General features: G+C 47.8%; 18 protein-coding genes. 12 read left to right on the forward strand and 6 right to left on the reverse strand.

Going from position 1 to position 18,263, the window contains the following annotated elements:
- The first annotated feature begins 61 nt into the window (after nt 1-61).
- On the forward strand, nt 62-682 hold the full coding sequence (locus ABF86_RS05655; protein ID WP_074684796.1) for a YqhA family protein: 621 nt from the start codon (nt 62-64) through the stop codon (nt 680-682).
- A 28-nt stretch (nt 683-710) separates the two neighbouring features.
- Here ABF86_RS05655 and ABF86_RS05660 read toward each other — a convergent pair whose 3' ends face one another.
- Nucleotides 711-1,451 (reverse strand): pteridine reductase, encoded by a 741-nt coding sequence (locus tag ABF86_RS05660; RefSeq protein WP_074684795.1) that lies wholly within the window; start codon nt 1,449-1,451, stop codon nt 711-713.
- Between the two features lie 72 nt (nt 1,452-1,523).
- Between ABF86_RS05660 and ABF86_RS05665 the strand changes: the two genes are divergently transcribed.
- Nucleotides 1,524-2,699: an SAM-dependent methyltransferase gene (locus ABF86_RS05665; RefSeq protein WP_083341423.1), complete on the forward strand. Its 1,176-nt coding sequence runs from the start codon at nt 1,524-1,526 to the stop codon at nt 2,697-2,699.
- Here ABF86_RS05665 and ABF86_RS05670 read toward each other — a convergent pair.
- The 4 genes from ABF86_RS05670 to ABF86_RS05685 all read right to left on the reverse strand — a co-directional run bounded on the left by ABF86_RS05670 (nt 2,696) and on the right by ABF86_RS05685 (nt 7,196).
- On the reverse strand, nt 2,696-3,439 hold the full coding sequence (locus tag ABF86_RS05670) for a purine phosphorylase (RefSeq protein WP_074684793.1): 744 nt from the start codon (nt 3,437-3,439) through the stop codon (nt 2,696-2,698). The genes ABF86_RS05665 and ABF86_RS05670 overlap by 4 nt on opposite strands.
- On the reverse strand, nt 3,436-5,448 hold the full coding sequence (gene shc, locus ABF86_RS05675) for a squalene--hopene cyclase (protein ID WP_074684808.1): 2,013 nt from the start codon (nt 5,446-5,448) through the stop codon (nt 3,436-3,438). Before shc ends, ABF86_RS05670 begins: the two co-directional genes overlap by 4 nt.
- A 134-nt stretch (nt 5,449-5,582) precedes the next feature.
- Nucleotides 5,583-6,302 (reverse strand): VacJ family lipoprotein, encoded by a 720-nt coding sequence (locus ABF86_RS05680; RefSeq protein ID WP_256201544.1) that lies wholly within the window; start codon nt 6,300-6,302, stop codon nt 5,583-5,585.
- Between the two features lie 285 nt (nt 6,303-6,587).
- Nucleotides 6,588-7,196: a MotA/TolQ/ExbB proton channel family protein gene (locus tag ABF86_RS05685; RefSeq protein WP_011634560.1), complete on the reverse strand. Its 609-nt coding sequence runs from the start codon at nt 7,194-7,196 to the stop codon at nt 6,588-6,590.
- Between the two features lie 299 nt (nt 7,197-7,495).
- Between ABF86_RS05685 and xseA the strand changes: the two genes are divergently transcribed.
- From xseA to ABF86_RS05710, 5 genes are all read left to right on the forward strand, one after another.
- Complete coding sequence (gene xseA / locus ABF86_RS05690) at nt 7,496-8,842, forward strand: exodeoxyribonuclease VII large subunit (protein WP_011634561.1); 1,347 nt, start codon at nt 7,496-7,498, stop codon at nt 8,840-8,842.
- A 64-nt stretch (nt 8,843-8,906) separates the two neighbouring features.
- Nucleotides 8,907-9,287, forward strand: coding sequence for a DUF423 domain-containing protein (locus tag ABF86_RS05695; protein ID WP_011634562.1), 381 nt, complete (start codon nt 8,907-8,909; stop codon nt 9,285-9,287).
- Between the two features lie 60 nt (nt 9,288-9,347).
- Nucleotides 9,348-10,532 carry a THUMP domain-containing protein gene (locus ABF86_RS05700; RefSeq protein ID WP_074684791.1) on the forward strand — a complete coding sequence of 395 codons (1,185 nt, stop codon included), beginning with the start codon at nt 9,348-9,350 and terminating at the stop codon, nt 10,530-10,532.
- A 9-nt stretch (nt 10,533-10,541) separates the two neighbouring features.
- Entirely contained in the window at nt 10,542-11,030 is a 489-nt protein-coding gene (locus tag ABF86_RS05705) for a disulfide bond formation protein B (RefSeq protein WP_011634564.1), read from the forward strand.
- Nucleotides 11,031-11,312: 282 nt separating this feature from the next.
- Nucleotides 11,313-11,702, forward strand: coding sequence for a RidA family protein (locus tag ABF86_RS05710; RefSeq protein ID WP_041353513.1), 390 nt, complete (start codon nt 11,313-11,315; stop codon nt 11,700-11,702).
- Nucleotides 11,703-11,930: 228 nt separating this feature from the next.
- Here ABF86_RS05710 and ABF86_RS05715 read toward each other — a convergent pair whose 3' ends face one another.
- Complete coding sequence (locus ABF86_RS05715; protein ID WP_011634566.1) at nt 11,931-12,278, reverse strand: DUF488 domain-containing protein; 348 nt, start codon at nt 12,276-12,278, stop codon at nt 11,931-11,933.
- 54 nt (nt 12,279-12,332) lie between these two features.
- Between ABF86_RS05715 and ABF86_RS05720 the strand changes: the two genes are divergently transcribed.
- The 5 genes from ABF86_RS05720 (at nt 12,333) to ABF86_RS05740 (ending at nt 18,261) form a co-directional block, all read left to right on the forward strand.
- On the forward strand, nt 12,333-13,007 hold the full coding sequence (locus ABF86_RS05720; protein WP_011634567.1) for an ABC transporter ATP-binding protein: 675 nt from the start codon (nt 12,333-12,335) through the stop codon (nt 13,005-13,007).
- On the forward strand, nt 13,004-15,553 hold the full coding sequence (locus ABF86_RS05725) for an ABC transporter permease (protein ID WP_074684790.1): 2,550 nt from the start codon (nt 13,004-13,006) through the stop codon (nt 15,551-15,553). The genes ABF86_RS05720 and ABF86_RS05725 overlap by 4 nt, the downstream gene beginning before the upstream one ends.
- Nucleotides 15,553-16,623 carry a lipocalin-like domain-containing protein gene (locus ABF86_RS05730; RefSeq protein WP_074684789.1) on the forward strand — a complete coding sequence of 357 codons (1,071 nt, stop codon included), beginning with the start codon at nt 15,553-15,555 and terminating at the stop codon, nt 16,621-16,623. Before ABF86_RS05725 ends, ABF86_RS05730 begins: the two co-directional genes overlap by 1 nt.
- A 79-nt stretch (nt 16,624-16,702) precedes the next feature.
- Complete coding sequence (locus ABF86_RS05735) at nt 16,703-16,945, forward strand: sulfurtransferase TusA family protein (RefSeq protein WP_011634570.1); 243 nt, start codon at nt 16,703-16,705, stop codon at nt 16,943-16,945.
- Nucleotides 16,946-17,436: 491 nt separating this feature from the next.
- Nucleotides 17,437-18,261, forward strand: coding sequence for a methane monooxygenase/ammonia monooxygenase subunit C (locus ABF86_RS05740; RefSeq protein ID WP_074684788.1), 825 nt, complete (start codon nt 17,437-17,439; stop codon nt 18,259-18,261).
- Nucleotides 18,262-18,263: the final 2 nt, after the last annotated feature.

Consider the following 18,263-nt stretch of genomic DNA (forward strand, 5'->3'; position numbering starts at 1 on the left):
CAATCTTCGCATTTTCCTGTTGTCATGGTAATCTTTTGCGCTTTTCAGGAAATAGATCACCATGCAACAGGATCATGATACCCCCCCTCCTTCAAAACGAATATCCTCTATCGCTTACTTCCTATTTCTGTCCCGCTGGTTACAGCTACCTTTATATTTGGGGCTGGTACTGGCACAGTGTGTCTATGTATATCACTTTTGGATTGAGCTATCAGATCTGATTGGCGCTGTATTTTCTAACCAGAATGCTTTACAGCATGTCCTTGATATGGTGGCAGTCAAAGGAGTAGAAAGAACCGAGAAGGATCTGACCGAAACAGCCATTATGCTGGTAGTACTCGGCTTGATTGATGTGGTAATGATTTCGAATTTACTCATCATGGTGATTATCGGCGGATATGAAACCTTTGTTTCACGCATGAATCTTGAAGGTCATCCGGATCAGCCGGAATGGTTGTCACACGTCAACGCTTCAGTATTAAAGGTCAAACTGGCAACTGCTATTATCGGCATTTCATCGATTCACCTGCTAAAGACATTTATCAACGCTACTGCTTATGATGAAAAAACATTGATTGCGCAGACTGCTATCCACCTTGCATTTCTGCTCTCAGCGCTCGCAATAGCATATTGCGACCGGATCATTTCACAAACTATCCAGCATTCCGGCGAGCACGAATGAGAGGCTAATATATAAAGTTAGCACGATATCAAAGGTTAATGCTGCGTCCGCCATCGACGGCAATAATTTGCCCGGTAATAAAAGGAGCATTTTCAATCAGAAAACTGACAGTTCGTGCGATATCATCCGACTCCCCCATGCGTTTAAGTAGCGTTCTATCAATAATATGTGCGCGTGTTACCTCATCCTGCCATTCACCCGCTTCCGGCCATAGAATTGGCCCGGGTGAAATACCGTTGACACGGATTTGCGGTGCAAGCTCCATGGCCAGTGAACGAGTTAATGCTGCCAGCCCACCTTTGGCAGTATTGTAAATAACATAACGTTTGAGGGGTTGGTCAGCATGAATATCAATAATATTGACGATATTCCCCTGATTTTTTTTTAAATAGGGGGCTGCTGCCTGGGATAAAAAAAGTGGAGCTTTCAGATTACTGCCAATTAAATCATCCCAGTCCTGTTCAGTACATTCCCCAACAGGAGTTGGAAAGAAGCTGGAGGCATTGTTAACCAGAGTATCCAACCCGCCAAATTGTGAAACAGTCCGATCAATCAATGTTGGAATTCCGTCAATATCCAGTAAATCACCCTGCAGTAATGCAACCGAATCCGGGCGCTCCTGTTCAAGCTCCTGTTTCAACCGTTGTGCGTCAGCTGATGAATTGCGATAATGAACTACAAGCTTGGCACCCTCGCGATGTAATCGTCTACAGATAGCAGCCCCCACCCGCCGCGCCCCTCCCGTCACCAGAATTATTTTATCTTTCACGAACACTCCTTCTGTTTACGCTACACTTCAGCACTACAATCTACTATAAACTTTTTTACTGCCGAAAACACCGTGACTCTACCCCTGCCGAATTCTTCCGAACAAAAATACAGCGACATTCTGAAAACCATACTTCGTGATCGGATCTCCCTTTCCGGTGGCTGGATTTCATTTGCGGATTACATGGATGTTGTTTTGTATACGCCTGAAGCGGGATATTACAGTGGCGGTGCAGCTAAATTTGGAGCAGCAGGTGATTTTGTCACATCGCCTGAAATTTCTCCGTTATTTGGACAAATACTAGCGCGACAAGTCGCACAAGTACTAAGATCAGTAAATCATGGTTCAATCCTGGAATTTGGTGCAGGCTCAGGGAGATTGGCTGTAGATCTTCTGCTTGCGCTTGAGGCACTGGAAAGTCTACCGGAATGCTACAACATCCTTGATCTCAGTGCAGACTTGCAGCAACGACAGCAAGCAATCATCAAGCAGAGAATTCCACATCTGGCTGCGCGGGTACAGTGGCTTACCACTCTGCCCGATCAGTTCAAGGGGTTGATATTCGCTAACGAAGTGCTTGATGCTATGCCTGTCCACCTAGTTGTCTGGAAAAATGGCAACATTGCAGAACGGGGCGTGATCTGGAAGGATTACGAGTTGGCATGGCAAGATCAACTTCTGACAGAAGGCGAACTACTCAATGTTGCCCGACAACTTCCTCCATCTGATCAACCTTCCTTCCCCCATCCTTATATCAGTGAAATCAGCCTTGCCAACCGGCATTTTATCCACTCCCTTGCAAGCATATTGCAGCAAGGGGCTATTTTGTTGGTTGATTATGGATTTGGTCAAAGCGAGTACTACCACCCGCAACGTCATCAGGGCACGCTAATGTGCCATTATCGGCATCATGCTCATGATGACCCGCTTTTTCTGCCGGGGTTACAGGATATTACCAGCCATGTCGATTTCAGCGCCATTTCCCGGATCGCACTGGATTCCGGATTGCAGTTAGCTGGCTATACCACGCAGGCACATTTCCTGATTAACTGTGGAATTACTGATTTACTGGCGCGCACACCAGCAGACCAACCAGGGATTTACCTGCCGCTAGTCAGCCAGGTACAGTGCCTGATCAGCCCGGCTGAAATGGGAGAAATGTTCAAAGTCATGATTCTAAATAAGGCTATCAACATTGATACGACCTCTTGCGGCTTCATGCGGGGAGACTTGCGGCATCTGCTTTAATTGAAGCGCTGATTATTGCTGGTAGCTTGCCCTTGCCGACCCAGTTCATGCCGGGCAGACTGGGCAACCTGTTTCAAGGTCCTGCAGGCTGCCTGCATTCCGGGTACAAGATGCAACAATTCATTCAGGTTGAGTGAGCGCTTTAGCAATAAGGTCAGCAAAGGAATTGGCTTGACGCTTCCATCCGGCTGCAGCGCATCCATCAGTGCAGCAGGCGGAGAGAACTGTACCGGATCTGAAATAGCCCGTATCACCAAAAATGAAATCCCTTTTTCCGCTGCAACCGCAGCGATAGCACCGCTTTCCATATCAACTGCACATCCGCCGCTTTGCGATGCAAACATACGTTTGGCAGCTTCCGTGGTCAGCACTTCATCGCCGGTTGCCAATGGATCACAGGTCACATTAATGTGATCCGGCAGGCAATGCTGGACGCTAGTACGCCACATACCATCTGTTGGATAATTCTTGTCCGCCAGCACCAATTCCGGTAAAACCAGATGGCCAGGTTGCAGGCCATCATCCAGTGCACCTGCCACACCAAAACTGATCAGTCCGGTAACTCCCGCCTGATTACATAAATCGGCTGCTGCGCGGCGAGCAGCTGCCCCACCCATACCACATATTCTGATCGTCAGATTTTCATCCAGTGCTACTGCTCGATCAAAAGTCAGACGGCGCTGTGTGATACATCTGGCTTCTGCTCGCAAGGCAACAATGATGCCAACACGACTATTCATACGGCAGATTTGCTACTTAGTGTGCGATATCGATTCAGTGCCCACAATGGAAAATATTTGGAGTAACCGTGATATTTCAGGTAGAAAACCCTTGGGAAACCGGGTGCAGTGAACCATGGCTCTTCCCATAACCCGGTAGCAATCTGGGTACGCAGCAAATAATCAATTCCTTTTCTCACTGCTGTATTTTCCACCTCTCCAGCAGCCATCAGTCCAAGCACAGCCCACGCAGTCTGGAAGGAAGTGCTGGCTTCCAGTTGTCCAGCCAATTGTGGATCAAGATATGAATCATTGGTTTCTCCCCATCCACCATCGGCGCGCTGCACCGATTCCAGCCATTGAATAGCACGCTGCACTGCCTGATGGCCTTTATCCACACGCGCCAGCCTAAATGCTTCCAGTACGGACCAGGTACCATAAATGTAGTTACTGCCCCAGCGTCCAAACCATGCCCCGGATGATTCCTGTTCATTGAACAAAAAATCCAGACCGCGCTTCACGGCTTCCTGATGTCTCACCTCGCCATTCAAGGCAAGCAGGCCTACACAACGTGCTGATACATCGCTTGTGGGCGGGTCCAGCAATGCGCCATGATCTGCGAATGGAATTTCATTCAGGTAGTAATACGCATTGTCTATATCAAATGCAGCAAAGCCTCCATTACTCGATTGCATACCCGCTAGCCAGTCTGCTGCCCGGGTAATGCTGACACGGTAATCTTCCGCTCCAGTCTGAATTAATGCCCACGCTACAGCAGCTGTATCATCCAGATCCGGATAATGCGGATTAGCGTACTGGAACGCCCAGCCTCCTCCTAACAGATTAGGCCGGCTATCGCGCCAGTCACCGGGTTCATCGAGTATCTGTAGAGGCACAATCCAGTCAAGTGCACGACGAATCGGCTCGCTATCAGCCTGTTTATCCTCCTGCAGCGCCAAGGTGGCCAGCACAGTATCCCACACGGGAGATACACAAGGCTGACACCAGGTAATCTCTTCTCCTTCATCCACCAGCAGCTCACGTAAAGATTGGCGACATTGCTGAAGTAGCGGGTGATCACGGTCGTGACCCAGCAATGTTAATGCCTCATAGGCATTAACCATCGCCGGAAAAATTGCCCCCAGACCATCGTTACCATTAAGACGTTCGATTACCCATTGTTCAGCCTTTTTCACAGCCCGGCGACGGATGAATGACGGAATAAATGGTTCCAGCTTTGAAGCCAACCGCTCCACATACAGCAACAAGCGATTAAGAGAAGTACGTACCGGGAAGTAGTTTTTTTCCTTCTCCGGATCAACAACAAACAGTTCTTGTACATGCACATTGCGAGGATTGATTGCCTTGGCCTTCAGCGTACATAGAATAGAAAGCGGCACCATCACTGTACGCGACCAGTACGCCACTTTGCTCAGGTGAAAAGGAAACCAGCGCGGCAACAGCATGATCTCAGCTGGAACAAATGGTACTCCACGCCATGGAATCTGCCGATACATAGCAAGCAACAAACGGGTAAATACATTCGAGCGCGCCGCACCCCCCCGTTCCAGTATGGCGTTACGGGCATGAACCATATGCGCTGCTTCCGGCGAGTCTCCAGCCAGCTTCAAAGCGTAATAGGTCTTGACACTGCAACTCATATCAAAATCACCACCATAGTATAGTGGCCAGCCACCATGCCCATCGGTTACCTGCCGGGTACGCAAGAAATTTGCAATTTTGCGCTCCAGTACAGTGTCCACTTCATCCATGAAATGCATCATCAGGATATATTCAGCCGGAATTGTGCAATCTGCTTCCAGTGGAAAGCACCAGTGGCCATCTTCTCGCTGCTGTGCCAGTAAAGCTGTGTATGCGCGGGTGATAGCTTCATCCAGTGTAACCGCAGAAATCTCGTTTGCCTCATTCCCAGCCACATCATCCGCCGGAAAGTTTTCTGAAACCAGCGAGCTATCCGACAGAGAAGATTTTTGTATCAAGGTTCTGAAAAACGCCTGTGAAATAGACATAAAATGCAAAGCCCTCGTTTGGTAAATCTGCATGAAATGATTGTACAGCGATCTTCCAGGAGATAGTCCAATCACTTATATTATAGAATTGTATTTCTTGAGAAAATAATATGACAGAATTATGACACCCCTAATCAAGGCGGGGGATTTGTTTTTGTGGATTCAATCATCAGATCAGGGTCGTCAATTAACAGATCATCATAATGACTGGCGGGGGGATTCCCATCGTATATCTGATATTCACGTTGCTGCATATAACCTTCACGAACAAACAAATAAGGATCCAGAGCCGATTCGTCGCGTATTTTCATAGGCCCTGAGAGACTGGCTCTCTTGTCAACGATACGCAAAATGGCCAAAGGTATAGCCACCGGACCGCCCAGCGCATAAGCTAGATAAAACAGCCCGTCCGTAAACACACTAACCGGCAGATCGACCATATCCCGGGAATTACTTGGGCCATAAGCGGGAATGAAGAGATAGGGTCCACTACCCATTCCCCACACTGCCAATGTCTGCCCAAAATCTTCATTATGCTCATCAAATCCCATGTGTCCGGCCATATCGGAAAGTCCTCCAACACCGATAGTGGAATTGATGACAAAACGCATCGTATCTGAAACCCCCTGGCGTATTTTCCCTTGTAAAAAACTGTTCAAAACTACACTTGGGTAGGAAAGATTCCGGTAAAAATTACTGACAGGGTGCTGTATTGCTTCCGGTACATATTCGATATATACATTGGCAGCTGGCTCAATCAATCTGCGATCAAGCTCATCGGTAAAGCGGTAGGATTTACGGTTCAGTGACTCATACGGATCATACACACCCGCTTGGTTTTCTTCTCTTGGCACCGAGCCGCAACTTACGCAGAAAAACACAACGCACAGAAAAATATATCGCAAGTAACTCGGCTTAATTTCAGCTATAAAGCTCTTTCTGTCCCTAATTATAGTGCTGTTATTTTTCTCGTAAGAATTCAAGGTGCTTTCCTGAAAAGAGGATAACTGGTTTTATCTATATAATTATTCGGGATGCGATAGTAACCAGGAGCTCGTCAGGTTTGAGTAACCGAGTGAACCAGGTGAAAAAACCAGGGACAGTTATTTATAATTCCGTGGCGCACAGCCTGCAGACTTCTAGACGCGTCTTTCGCCAAGCACTATCTCAACCAGTTTTAAGGCCTGCAATTCCATTTCCAGGACCAGTTCATCCACTTTGGCTCGAAAATGACGATAAAAAATAATGCTCGGAATCGCAACTAAAATGCCAAACGCGGAATTATACAGAGCGACTGAAATTCCATGGGCCAGTTGTACTGGATTACTACCAGATGGTGTGCCTGATCCAAAAATCTCGATCATACCGATCAATGTACCGAACAGCCCCATTAACGGACTTAGGGAAGCAATTGTTCCTAGTGTAGTAAGGTAGCGCTCCAGCTCATGGGCCGCTACTCGCCCGGCCTCTTCGATCGAATCCTTCATGATTTCTCGCGGACTATCGATGTTTTTTAATCCTGCTACCAGCACCTGTCCGAGTGGAGAATGTGACTGTAAATGAGTGAGCGTATCAGCATGTACACCAGAGCGACGATATTCCTGCAACACTCTCGGCAATAGATCTCTCGGGGAAACTTTTGACAGACGCAGACTCCACAAACGTTCACCGATAATACCCACCGCTATGACAGAAGCCAGTATTATCGGCCATATCGGCCATCCTGCTGCCTGAATAATTGAAAACACGAATTAATCCCCTTAGTTATAGTGAAATCACCGCATTATATTTTGCAACACCAGTATGCTTTGCTCAACCAGCAATTTTTACTGAAAGGTTATACACAATTCCTGTGGATAACTGTGTGAATAAATCATGGACAAGTTGGATAAGTACCATTGCAGACATGGAATTTTTTGAACTGCCTAATTTTTAGGCCGAATAAAATTTTTAAAAACAAATGTTTATTTTAAACCATTGTTATCGTACAAACTTTTCTATTCATAATGTAATAACCAAATGTCATTGTGGATGATTATAAACCGGCATGACTGATAACAACCTTTTTCCTGAGCCAAAGAAAATAGTGTGGCGGGTCAGTGAATTAAACCGGCATGTGCGTGTAATACTCGAACAGACTTTTCCATTGTTATGGGTAAGTGGAGAAATTTCCAATCTGAAACGTTATCCATCGGGACACTGGTATTTTTCGCTCAAGGATGACAATGCTCAGGTACGATGTGTTATGTTCCGCCATAAAAATATGTACCTGGATTGGATGCCGCAGGATGGTGCTCAAGTGGAAGCCCAGGCACTGATTACGCTCTATGAAGCACGTGGAGAGTTTCAACTGACAATTGAGCGGCTTCGCCGCGCTGGACTAGGTGTTTTGTTTGAAACGTTTGAGCGGCTCAAAACCAGACTTCAACAAGAAGGGCTGTTCAATCCCGAATACAAGCAACTGATTCCTCCTTACCCTCAACAAATCGGAATCATTACTTCAACCAATACTGCTGCGCTGAGAGATGTACTCACGACACTGCAACGGCGTTTACCCTCGCTACCTGTCGTTATTTACCCCGCACCGGTACAAGGTAAAGAAGCTGCCTCAGCAATTGTGACTGCGCTACAAATCGCCACACAGCGAAGTGAATGCGATGTACTGATCCTGTGTCGTGGAGGAGGTTCAATAGAAGATTTATGGGCGTTCAATGAAGAAATCGTTGCGCGAGCGATTGCTGCCTGCCCAATTCCAATTGTAACCGGTATCGGCCATGAAACCGACTTCACCATTGCTGATTTTGTAGCAGATATGCGCGCACCGACACCTACCGGTGCCGCTCAGTTAGCAGCCCCGGACAGACAAGATATTCTGCATCGCCTGCAGTACTGGCAGCATCGATTGCAGCAGGCGATAGAACGAAATATTGAACGTCGCATGCAAACGACCGATTTGCTTGCTCACCGTCTGGTTCACCCTGGAGAGAGAATCCGCTACCAGTTAATCCATTTGTCGCAATTACACAACCGTTTACTACATGCATGGAGCAGACAACTGGAAGTTTGCAAATGGCGAATCGAAGCATTCAGGCGACGTATACAATTCACCAAACCCGATATCAATACGGGGAAAAGATATCAGCAAGAACTGGCTGCGCGGCTGCAACGAGCGATGGTGTACCGACTGGAAAGCTTGCAGGTTCAACTTATCCGACAGCAACAGCATCTCGCTCATCTCGACCCGAAAGCAGTGCTGGAACGTGGTTACAGTATCACCTATACTGCCGGGGGTGAAATTCTGCAAGACAGTCAGCAGATTCACACTGGCGATAACGTACAGATAGTCTTTGCCAAGGGATCGGCCAAGGCAAATATCACTGAAACAAACAAATGACTCAGATCAGTTTTCTTATCCTCATTCTTATCACGCTTCACTTTAACCAGGAGTTTAACCAATAATGTCCAGAATCTTTCTTGCGTTGGGGGCATTGAATGCATTTCTGTGTGTGGCACTGGGGGCCATGGGAGCACATGGCCTCAAATCTATACTGACACCCGACATGCTTGCCAATTTTCAGATCGGCGTACAATATCACTTCTACCATGCAATCGGGCTGATACTGGTTGGACTGGCGCTAGATCGATTCCCGCAAGCGCGCGCATTAAAATTTTCCGGCATTCTAATGATGGCGGGGATTTTGTTGTTCTCCGGCACATTGTATGTTATCAGCCTCACCGGGTGGAAAGGATTGGGCATGACCGCTCCACTGGGTGGAATGTCTTACATGAGTGCCTGGCTTCTGTTTGCCTATGCTGTCTGGAGAAACAAACGGGGGTGATATCACATTCCGGACTTCTACTACCAACCACTACAAGATTGCAAAATAGCAGAAAATAAAATGACAGAACATTTCTTCGCGCCCTGTCCACGCGGGCTGGAAGCGGTTCTAGCGGTAGAACTTGAATGTCTTGAAGCGACCTCTATTGAGATTTTACCCGGAGGAGTAGCTTTTCGTGGAAGTTGGCTAACCTGTTACCGTGCCAATCTTGAAAGTCGCATCGCCAGCCGCATTTTGTGGCAAGTGGCCAGAAATCAGTATCGCAGTGAAGCCGACATTTACGACATCACACATCGCTTGTCCTGGCCCGACTGGTTTGAGCCGCGATTGACAATAAAGGTCAATCTGGCCGCAATTAAATGCCCGCTGCGCAGTCTTGATTTCCTTACACTCCGAATCAAGGATGCAATCTGCGACAAATTCCGCACTATCCGTGGCAAGCGTCCAGACATCGACACCACCACACCCGATATACGTATTCATGGATTCCTTGATGCACGGCAATTTACCCTTTACCTGGATACTTCAGGCGAAGCACTATTCAAACGCGGTCTGCGCCAAACCCAGGGGGATGCTCCTTTGCGTGAAAACCTGGCTGCCGGCATCCTGGCATTGGCTGGCTGGCATCCTGGCATTCCACTGCTTGACCCAATGTGTGGTAGCGGGACTCTGTTACTGGAAGCAGCACAAATTGCCTGCCAGATTGCACCCGGCGCCAGGCGACAATTTGCATTCGAGAATCTCAAACTGTTTGATGCCAACTCCTGGAAAAAACTTAAACAAACGGCTGCAAACCGCCAACGTAAACGTATATTCCAATCCATTTATGGCAGTGATCTGTACGGCAATGCGCTGGTTAATGCACGTAACAATCTGGCAACAGCAGGATTAGCCGAGTGCGTCGCGCTGAAGCAGGCGAACGTTTTGGAAATTTCTCCTCCAGCTGAAACCGGCATGTTGATCAGTAATCCACCGTACGGCGTACGCGTTGGAGATCACCAGACATTGGCCGAATTTTATCCCCAATTGGGAAATGTACTGAAACAACGATTCAGCGGCTGGCAGGCTTTTCTGCTAACTGCTGATCCCCTGCTGGCAAAATCTATTCGACTTACACCCTCACGCCGAACTCCACTTTTTAATGGCGCACTGGAATGTCGTTTGCTCGAATACAGACTGGTTGCCGGCAGCATGCGCAGAGAGAAACCACCAAATGAATCAAGCAAAAACAGTCATAAACTTTAAGATAAAGTTATGAGAATAATCTTTCTACTGATTTTCTTGGCCTGTGCCGGATTAATTGGTTATGCGCTTTATCTGCAACTGATGGATGGATTGCTACCCTGCCCATTATGCATCTTCCAGCGCATTGCTTACTGGCTGATCGGGATCACTGCTTTATTTACATTCATACATAATCCACAATCACTGGGACAACATATCTACTATGGATTAATCATTTTATTTTCACTGGCAGGTGCTATTGTTGCCGGCCGACAAGCCTGGTTAATACGTTTTCCTGAAGCATTCGAATGCGGTATCAGCCCAGAAGAAGCTTTTTTGAATGGATTGCCTCTCGCACAATGGTGGCCGAATATGTTTGAAGCCAATGGTGACTGCAATGATGGTACCTGGCAGTTTCTATCATTGACGCTGCCGGATTGGTCATTACTTATATTTGCGGCATTCGGGATTATTGCAGGGTTACTCTGGCACAAGAAATATAATTCCATTAATCAATAATACGGTCACCTAATTCATATCAATCCGGAATCCAGAAGGCTAACAGCCTCAAGATTGGCAGAAAAATATATGGAGCAAATTACGTACTTGAACCATCACTTACAAATAATTGGTGACGCGTTAAAAATCGGGTAATACATCCGGTTTATGCGGGCCGAGTAAACGCCAACTCTCTCAGTCAACTTTTTCCAACCAGGAATAACATCTGCTGCGATTAATAATCAGTAATAACAGTATAGTACTGTGTATAAGCTCTTCAACTAATAAAAGGATAGCATGGTCATGATACGTAAACTTATTAGCTCAGGTTCGACATTTGAAAAGGAAATTGGTTATTCGCGTGCGGTTGTCGTAGATAATTGGGTACTGGTATCCGGTACAACAGGTTTCGATTACAGCAAAATGATTATTTCCGATGATTTACTGGAACAGGCAGAGCAGTGTTTCAAAAATATTGAAAGCGCACTCAATCAAGCAGAATCGAGCATGAAAGACGTGGTACGGGTTACTTATGTATTTCCTAATACAGAAGATTTTGAGAAATGCTGGCCAGTGATGCGTAAATATTTGGGAGATGTCAGGCCATCCGCCATGATGCTAACCGCAGCTTTATCAGATCCACGCATGAAAATAGAGATTCAGGTGACAGCTTATCGCAGTACTGAAACTTAACCTTTCCATTCAGGCATTCAGGGAAAAGCCACCGCCATATTCCGCGCCAAAGACAAGTACTGAAACTTAACCTTTCCATTCAGGCATTCAGGCATTCAGGATGAAGAGTGTTACTAAAAAGTGACTCAACATTCCGGCAAGTTGCTTATACAGCAAGCCAGCCATGAACAGCGGATAACGAATTTTATCTATATAATTATCTGGGACTGAACACTAAATAAGCAATTGTCACTGTTGTGTCAGCAGATAATTCCTTAATACCACTGCCTGGTTACACTCTGTGTCGTGTGCCCCGTAAAGTAGTGTCAATTTTCCTTCAACAGCTTTATCCAGCAACGTTTTTACGCCGGGATTAACAGACAATTCGTCACGATAGCGCTGCTCAAATTCTGCCCATTTTGCGTGGTCATGATTGAACCACTTGCGTAAATTTGTGGTAGGTGCAATCTCTTTCAACCACAAGTCACACGCCACCTGCTCTTTGGTTAGTCCGCGCGGCCAGAGTCGATCCACCAGAATACGGTAACCATCCGCAGGGTCAGCCGATTCATAAGCTCTTTTAATTTGGATGTCCATCTCGGTAAAATCCCCGTATGCTTTAATCATGCTATTAACTATACAATATCCACTATGAGCCATACACCCGTTCTGGAATTAAGTGATATCAGTAAATCCTACTTGGATCGGCAGGTATTGTCCGGTTTATCCTACAGCCTTGCCGCTGGAGAATATGTCGCCATCATGGGTGACTCTGGGGTGGGAAAATCGACTTTATTGAACCTGATTGCCGGACTGGATAGCCCCGATGGCGGTGAAATCAAAATTGATGGCAAGAACTTGCCGGTGGATGATGAAGCGGCAACAATCCTGCGGCGTAAGTATCTGGGATTCATCTTCCAGGCATTTCATGTGTTGCCTCATCTGACACTGCAGCAAAATGTCTCGCTGCCGCTGCTACTCAATCATCTGCCGCTTGATCATGCACTGACTATGCTGGCAGCAGTAGGCTTGCAGGGAAGGGAGCAGGATTTTCCTCATCAGCTATCGGGAGGGGAACTGCAACGGGTAGCAATTGCCCGCGCACTGGTACACCGCCCGCGCCTGATTCTGGCGGATGAACCCACCGGTAATCTCGATCAGGATACTTCCCGGGAAATCCTGCAATTGATTCGTTCCGAGATCAAGGCGAACCAGGCTTCTGCCATTATTGTTACGCATTCGCGCCTGGCGGCTGAAACAGCAGACAGAATCCTGATACTGGACAGGCATGGCCTGGCTCCGATTTCTCTGGAAAACCGAGAATGAGCCAGCCACTACTCACTCGCTGGCTGTTACAGGGTGAATGGCGCTCACACCGTCTGCAATCCATCGTGGCTGTGCTGGCGATTATGTTCGGGGTGGCGCTGGGATTCACCATTCATCTGATCAATACAGCGGCTGTCAGTGAATTCTCCGCCGCCACCCGCAATCTTTCCGGAACCTCCGATCTGACGGTGCGCGCCCTCCGATCCACGTTCGATGAAACACTTTATCCCATGCTCAGTCAGCATGAGGGCGTAGCGCGGGCCAGCCCGGTGCTGGAGATCGCTGTCGGCATCCCTGCCAAGGCAAAAACTGTGCATAACCCGGCTCTCAAGATTCTGGGGCTGGATATGTTTCGTGCGATCGGTATCACACCTGATCTGCTGGGCGTACCAGCAGAGGATAAACCTATGGATATGTTGGCCGATGATGCTGTTTTTCTGTCCCCCGCAGCAATGGAATGGCTTGCAGTCACACAGGGAGATTCGATCACAGTAAGCATGGGAACAAGGCAGATTACGTTGCGCGTGGCCGGTGGACTGGCACGAGCACATGCTGGGCAGCGCATTGCCGTCATGGATATCGGTGCAGCACAGTGGCGCTTTGACCAAATCGGCCAGCTTTCACGTATTGAGCTGAAACTGCAGCAGGGTGTTAATCACACTGCATTTCGGGAAACGCTGGGTAAGGAGCTGGGAGCTTCCTATTTATTGACTGAAAGTCAGGACGACGATGCACGCGCGCACAATATGTCACGCGCTTACCGCGTCAACCTGGACATTCTGGCGCTGGTGGCCCTGTTTACTGGTGCGTTTCTAATTTTCTCCGGCCAGGCTCTCTCCACTATCCGGCGGCGATCACAGCTTGCTCTATTGCGTGTGCTGGGCATGACCCGTCGTCAACTTTTGCGCCAGCTTCTGCTGGAGAGCGGATTACTTGGTGTAATGGGATCGCTGCTGGGACTGGCACTGGGATATTTGCTGGCGGCGATGGCGCTCCATCATCTTGATGCAGATCTGGGTGCCGGTTTCTTTCCAGGACTGGAACCACAGTTGCATTCCGATCCCCTAGCGGCATTACTCTATTTTTTACTGGGAACCGGCGTTACTGTACTGGGCAGCCTGTTGCCTGCATGGGAAGCAGCTCACACACATCCGGCGCCCGCACTCAAGTCTGGCAGTGAATACACTGTACTGGCAGCACTACGTGCACCCCGGCTGGCTGCTGTCTGCCTGCTGACGGGTATTATTTTTGCCGGATTGCCACCAGTGTATGATCTGCCTGTATTTGGCTACCTGGCCATCGTCCTGTTGCTGATTGGCAGTATGGCTGCATTGCCATATTTATGCGGATTACTTTTCTCCACCCTGTTACGCGCACTCCATCCGAGTAAATCAAACATTTTGTATATGCTGGCAGTCACCCGGCTTTCAAATGCTTCCGGTCTAGCAGCCATTGCACTGGGTGGTGTACTGGTCAGCTTCAGTTTAATGGTGGCTATGGCAATTATGGTAACCAGTTTCCGCGTATCGGTAGATAACTGGCTTGCACAAGTATTGCCCGCTGATCTTTATCTGCACCCCATCATTCACCAGGATATGCGCGGCCTGACAACTGATGAACAGCAGACTATTACTTCTCTGCCAGATATTGCACGCATTGATTTTATCCGTTCGATACCGGTTACTCTGGATCCGACCAGGCCTAACATCACGCTGCTGGCACGCCCGATTGATCGCAACGACCCCGGATTGATAGTCCCATTGACAGAAAACGCGCTATCACCCGGGGAGATTCCCCCTGATACGGTACCGATCTGGGTATCGGAAGCAATGGTTGATCTGTATGGATTTAAAACCGGCAAGCAGGTCACACTGCCTTTTGCCGACCCTTCGCAATTATTCATCGTTGCCGGGGTGTGGCGGGATTACGGACGTATTTTCGGCGCGATCCAGATGGAATTATCCGATTACCGCAAGCTGACCGGAGATGATCATGTCAGCGATGCAGCGCTATGGATAAAACCTGGAGCAACTATTCACGCAGCGGTGTCAGCACTAAAGGCGCTGCCGTTTGGAGATACGCTGGAAATCATGGAAACCGGCCGGGTGCGTGCAGTTGCCTTGAAGCAGTTTGACCGCAGTTTTGCAGTAACCTACCTGCTGGAGCTGGTTGCAATTGGTGTAGGGTTAATGGGCGTAGCAGCCAGTTTCTCAGCACAAACACTGACCCGGATCAGAGAATTTGGCATGTTGCGCCATATCGGGCTCAGCAGACGACAGATTCAGCGCATGTTGACGCTGGAAGGCGGATTATTGGCTGGATTTGGTATTATCACCGGATTTTTGCTAGGCACAGGTATCAGCCTGATTCTTATCTTTATTGTCAACCCGCAATCTTTTCACTGGACCATGCAACTGTACGTGCCTTGGGCATGGCTGGTACTGATGGCATTGGCAGTACTGGTGGCTGCCACGTTGACAGCGCTGGTGGCTAGCCGCCGTGCAGCGTCTGGCAATGTCATCCGGGCAGTTAGGGAGGATTGGTAATGCGTTACTTATGGATATTATTAGGCGGGCTGATTTTTCAGAGCTCTCTGCTTTCGGCTCCACCTGTATTGGCTCCCGTCGTGCCCGGTAAAATATTTAAGTTCCCGGATGATCATGGCGCTCACCCCAATTTTCGGATTGAATGGTGGTATGTGACCGGCTGGCTGGAAACATCGACAGGTGATCCATTAGGCTTCCAGATCACGTTCTTCCGTTTAACGACCCAAACTGACAAAGATAACCCCAGCCATTTTGCTCCCCACCAACTGATCATCGCGCATGCAGCGCTATCCGATCCTGCAATCGGCAAACTACAGCACGACCAAAAAATTGCCCGTTCAGGATTCGATCTGGCATACGCTCGAACCGGCAATACCGATGTAAAGCTAGATGACTGGACCTTTCTGCGCACAATGGATGGCCACTACCAAGCCGATATCAGGGCAGATGATTTCACCATGAAATTATCATTTACACCTTCACAACCCTTAATGTTGCAGGGTGAAAACGGTTTCTCGCGCAAAGGGCCGAAAGCAGCACAAGCCAGCTATTACTACAGCGAGCCGCATTTACAGGCAACCGGAACAATCAATCGCCAGGGAAAGGATATGTCTGTCACCGGAACAGCCTGGCTTGATCGCGAATGGTCGAGTGAGTATCTCGATCCGGATGCAGCAGGCTGGGATTGGGTCAGCACGAACCTCGATAATGGTTCTGCATTGATGGCTTTTCAGATACGCGGGAAAGATGGTAGTAAAATCTGGGCACATGCTGTATTGCGTGATGCCTCTGGTCGCGTGCAATCTTTCACGCCTGAGCAAGTCAGTTTTCACCCGGTTCGCACCTGGCGCTCTGCCCGTACGCAGGCTGTCTACCCGGTTGCTACCCGTATCAGAACAGGCAAGATCGAATGGCAGATTACCCCTTTAATGGATGATCAGGAATTGGATTCGCGCGATTCTACACGCGCTGTCTACTGGGAAGGTGCTATCACGCTTACACGTGATGGCAAATCGGCCGGGCGAGGTTACATGGAGCTGACTGGTTATGTACAGCCATTAACGATGTAACAACAACACATGATTGGGTATTCTCAAGCATTACAAACCGGTAAAATTGACTTATTTACCGATCAAGATAATTAACAATATGAATCTGGATAATGAATCCTTTGACAAGGAGTTGGATGTGCGTGGGCTCGTTTGTCCACTACCCATTCTCCGCACAAAAAAATTTCTGTCTGAAATGGCACATGGGCAAGTGCTCAAAATCATGGCCACCGACCCGGGCGCAATGATTGATTTTCAGGTGTTTGCCGATCAGACAGGAAACGAATTACTGTCTTCATCCGAAATTACTGGTGAATATCTGTTCTACCTGAAAAAAAGATAGCATTGAAAACCAGCATATATATTCGCTCAGAGTAACAACCTCTATCATGCCTGCCTGCTCCATCCGCCACAAAAAACTTTAGAGCCGCGATACTGCTACTGCGGCCAAGCAAAGCAAGGCAAGGCTTCAATTTCTCCTCCCTTCCCTCTCTTCCCGTAACCGGCTATACTTACAGTGACGTATGTAAACATATTGAAAATAAACAAAAAATTTATATGATCTATGTCATGCGTTTTGTTATTGAACTTTATCCTATAAATATGCTCTTATAAGTACCTGAAAACAGGTAGTTTTTATACTAAAACAGAGGAGGTGCTTGCCATGAAAGCTTTGAAATCCGGGTGTTGTATGAGGTTGATTAAATTGACCGAAGTTTTTTTGACAACCCGGAATTGTCCTAAATCAGATTTCATTCTGAAACCAGACTGGTAACTGACTTTTATCAGGAGCTTCCACGGAAACTCCAATTTTCGCGAAAAGGAGTAGTAATTATGGCTACAAATATATTAAAAGACAAAGCTACACAGCAGGTTGCTGATAAACCAACTTATGATAAATCCGAGTGGTTTGATGCTAAATACTATAAATTCGGGCTGCTACCTATCTTAGCTGTAGCTGTGATGTGGGTTTATTTCCAGCGCACATACGCCTATTCTCACGGCATGGATTCAATGGAACCGGAATTTGACCGGATCTGGATGGGCTTGTGGCGTGTTCAAATGGCTGTTCTGCCTCTCATAGCACTTTTTACTTGGGGATGGTTATATAAAACCCGCAATACTGCGGAACAGCTCGCCAATCTGACTCCAAAGCAGGAAATAAAGCGGTATTTCTATTTCCTCATGTGGCTTGGGGTCTATATATTTGCAGTTTACTGGGGATCAAGCTTCTTTACCGAGCAGGACGCTTCATGGCACCAGGTGATTATCAGGGATACAAGTTTTACTCCTAGCCATATTCCTCTGTTTTATGGTTCATTCCCGGTATACATCATCATGGGAGTATCAATGATTATTTACGCCAACACCCGGTTGCCGCTGTACAACAAAGGGTGGTCATTCCCTCTGATCATGACCGTAGCAGGACCGTTGATGAGTCTGCCTAACGTTGGCCTGAACGAGTGGGGACACGCCTTCTGGTTCATGGAAGAACTTTTCAGCGCACCGCTGCACTGGGGCTTCGTGATTCTGGCTTGGGCTGCCCTGTTCCAGGGTGGGCTTGCAGTACAGATCATAGCTCGCTTTTCCAACTTGCTTGACGTGGAGTGGAATAAGCAAGACAGAGCCATATTGGACGATGTCATAACTGCTCCTTAATC

Source organism: Nitrosomonas sp. GH22 (genome assembly GCF_009833115.1).
In the GTDB taxonomy this organism is placed as follows: domain Bacteria; phylum Pseudomonadota; class Gammaproteobacteria; order Burkholderiales; family Nitrosomonadaceae; genus Nitrosomonas; species Nitrosomonas eutropha.

Coding starts and splice junctions, on each gene's coding strand:
- ABF86_RS05655 (WP_074684796.1), top strand. CDS start 62: ATGCAACAGGATCATGATACCCCCCCTCCTTCAAAACGAATATCCTCT.
- ABF86_RS05670 (WP_074684793.1), bottom strand. CDS start 3,439: ATGAATAGTCGTGTTGGCATCATTGTTGCCTTGCGAGCAGAAGCCAGA.
- shc (WP_074684808.1), bottom strand. CDS start 5,448: ATGTCTATTTCACAGGCGTTTTTCAGAACCTTGATACAAAAATCTTCT.
- xseA (WP_011634561.1), top strand. CDS start 7,496: ATGACTGATAACAACCTTTTTCCTGAGCCAAAGAAAATAGTGTGGCGG.
- ABF86_RS05695 (WP_011634562.1), top strand. CDS start 8,907: ATGTCCAGAATCTTTCTTGCGTTGGGGGCATTGAATGCATTTCTGTGT.
- ABF86_RS05700 (WP_074684791.1), top strand. CDS start 9,348: ATGACAGAACATTTCTTCGCGCCCTGTCCACGCGGGCTGGAAGCGGTT.
- ABF86_RS05705 (WP_011634564.1), top strand. CDS start 10,542: ATGAGAATAATCTTTCTACTGATTTTCTTGGCCTGTGCCGGATTAATT.
- ABF86_RS05710 (WP_041353513.1), top strand. CDS start 11,313: ATGATACGTAAACTTATTAGCTCAGGTTCGACATTTGAAAAGGAAATT.
- ABF86_RS05715 (WP_011634566.1), bottom strand. CDS start 12,278: ATGGACATCCAAATTAAAAGAGCTTATGAATCGGCTGACCCTGCGGAT.
- ABF86_RS05720 (WP_011634567.1), top strand. CDS start 12,333: ATGAGCCATACACCCGTTCTGGAATTAAGTGATATCAGTAAATCCTAC.
- ABF86_RS05725 (WP_074684790.1), top strand. CDS start 13,004: ATGAGCCAGCCACTACTCACTCGCTGGCTGTTACAGGGTGAATGGCGC.
- ABF86_RS05730 (WP_074684789.1), top strand. CDS start 15,553: ATGCGTTACTTATGGATATTATTAGGCGGGCTGATTTTTCAGAGCTCT.
- ABF86_RS05735 (WP_011634570.1), top strand. CDS start 16,703: ATGAATCTGGATAATGAATCCTTTGACAAGGAGTTGGATGTGCGTGGG.
- ABF86_RS05740 (WP_074684788.1), top strand. CDS start 17,437: ATGGCTACAAATATATTAAAAGACAAAGCTACACAGCAGGTTGCTGAT.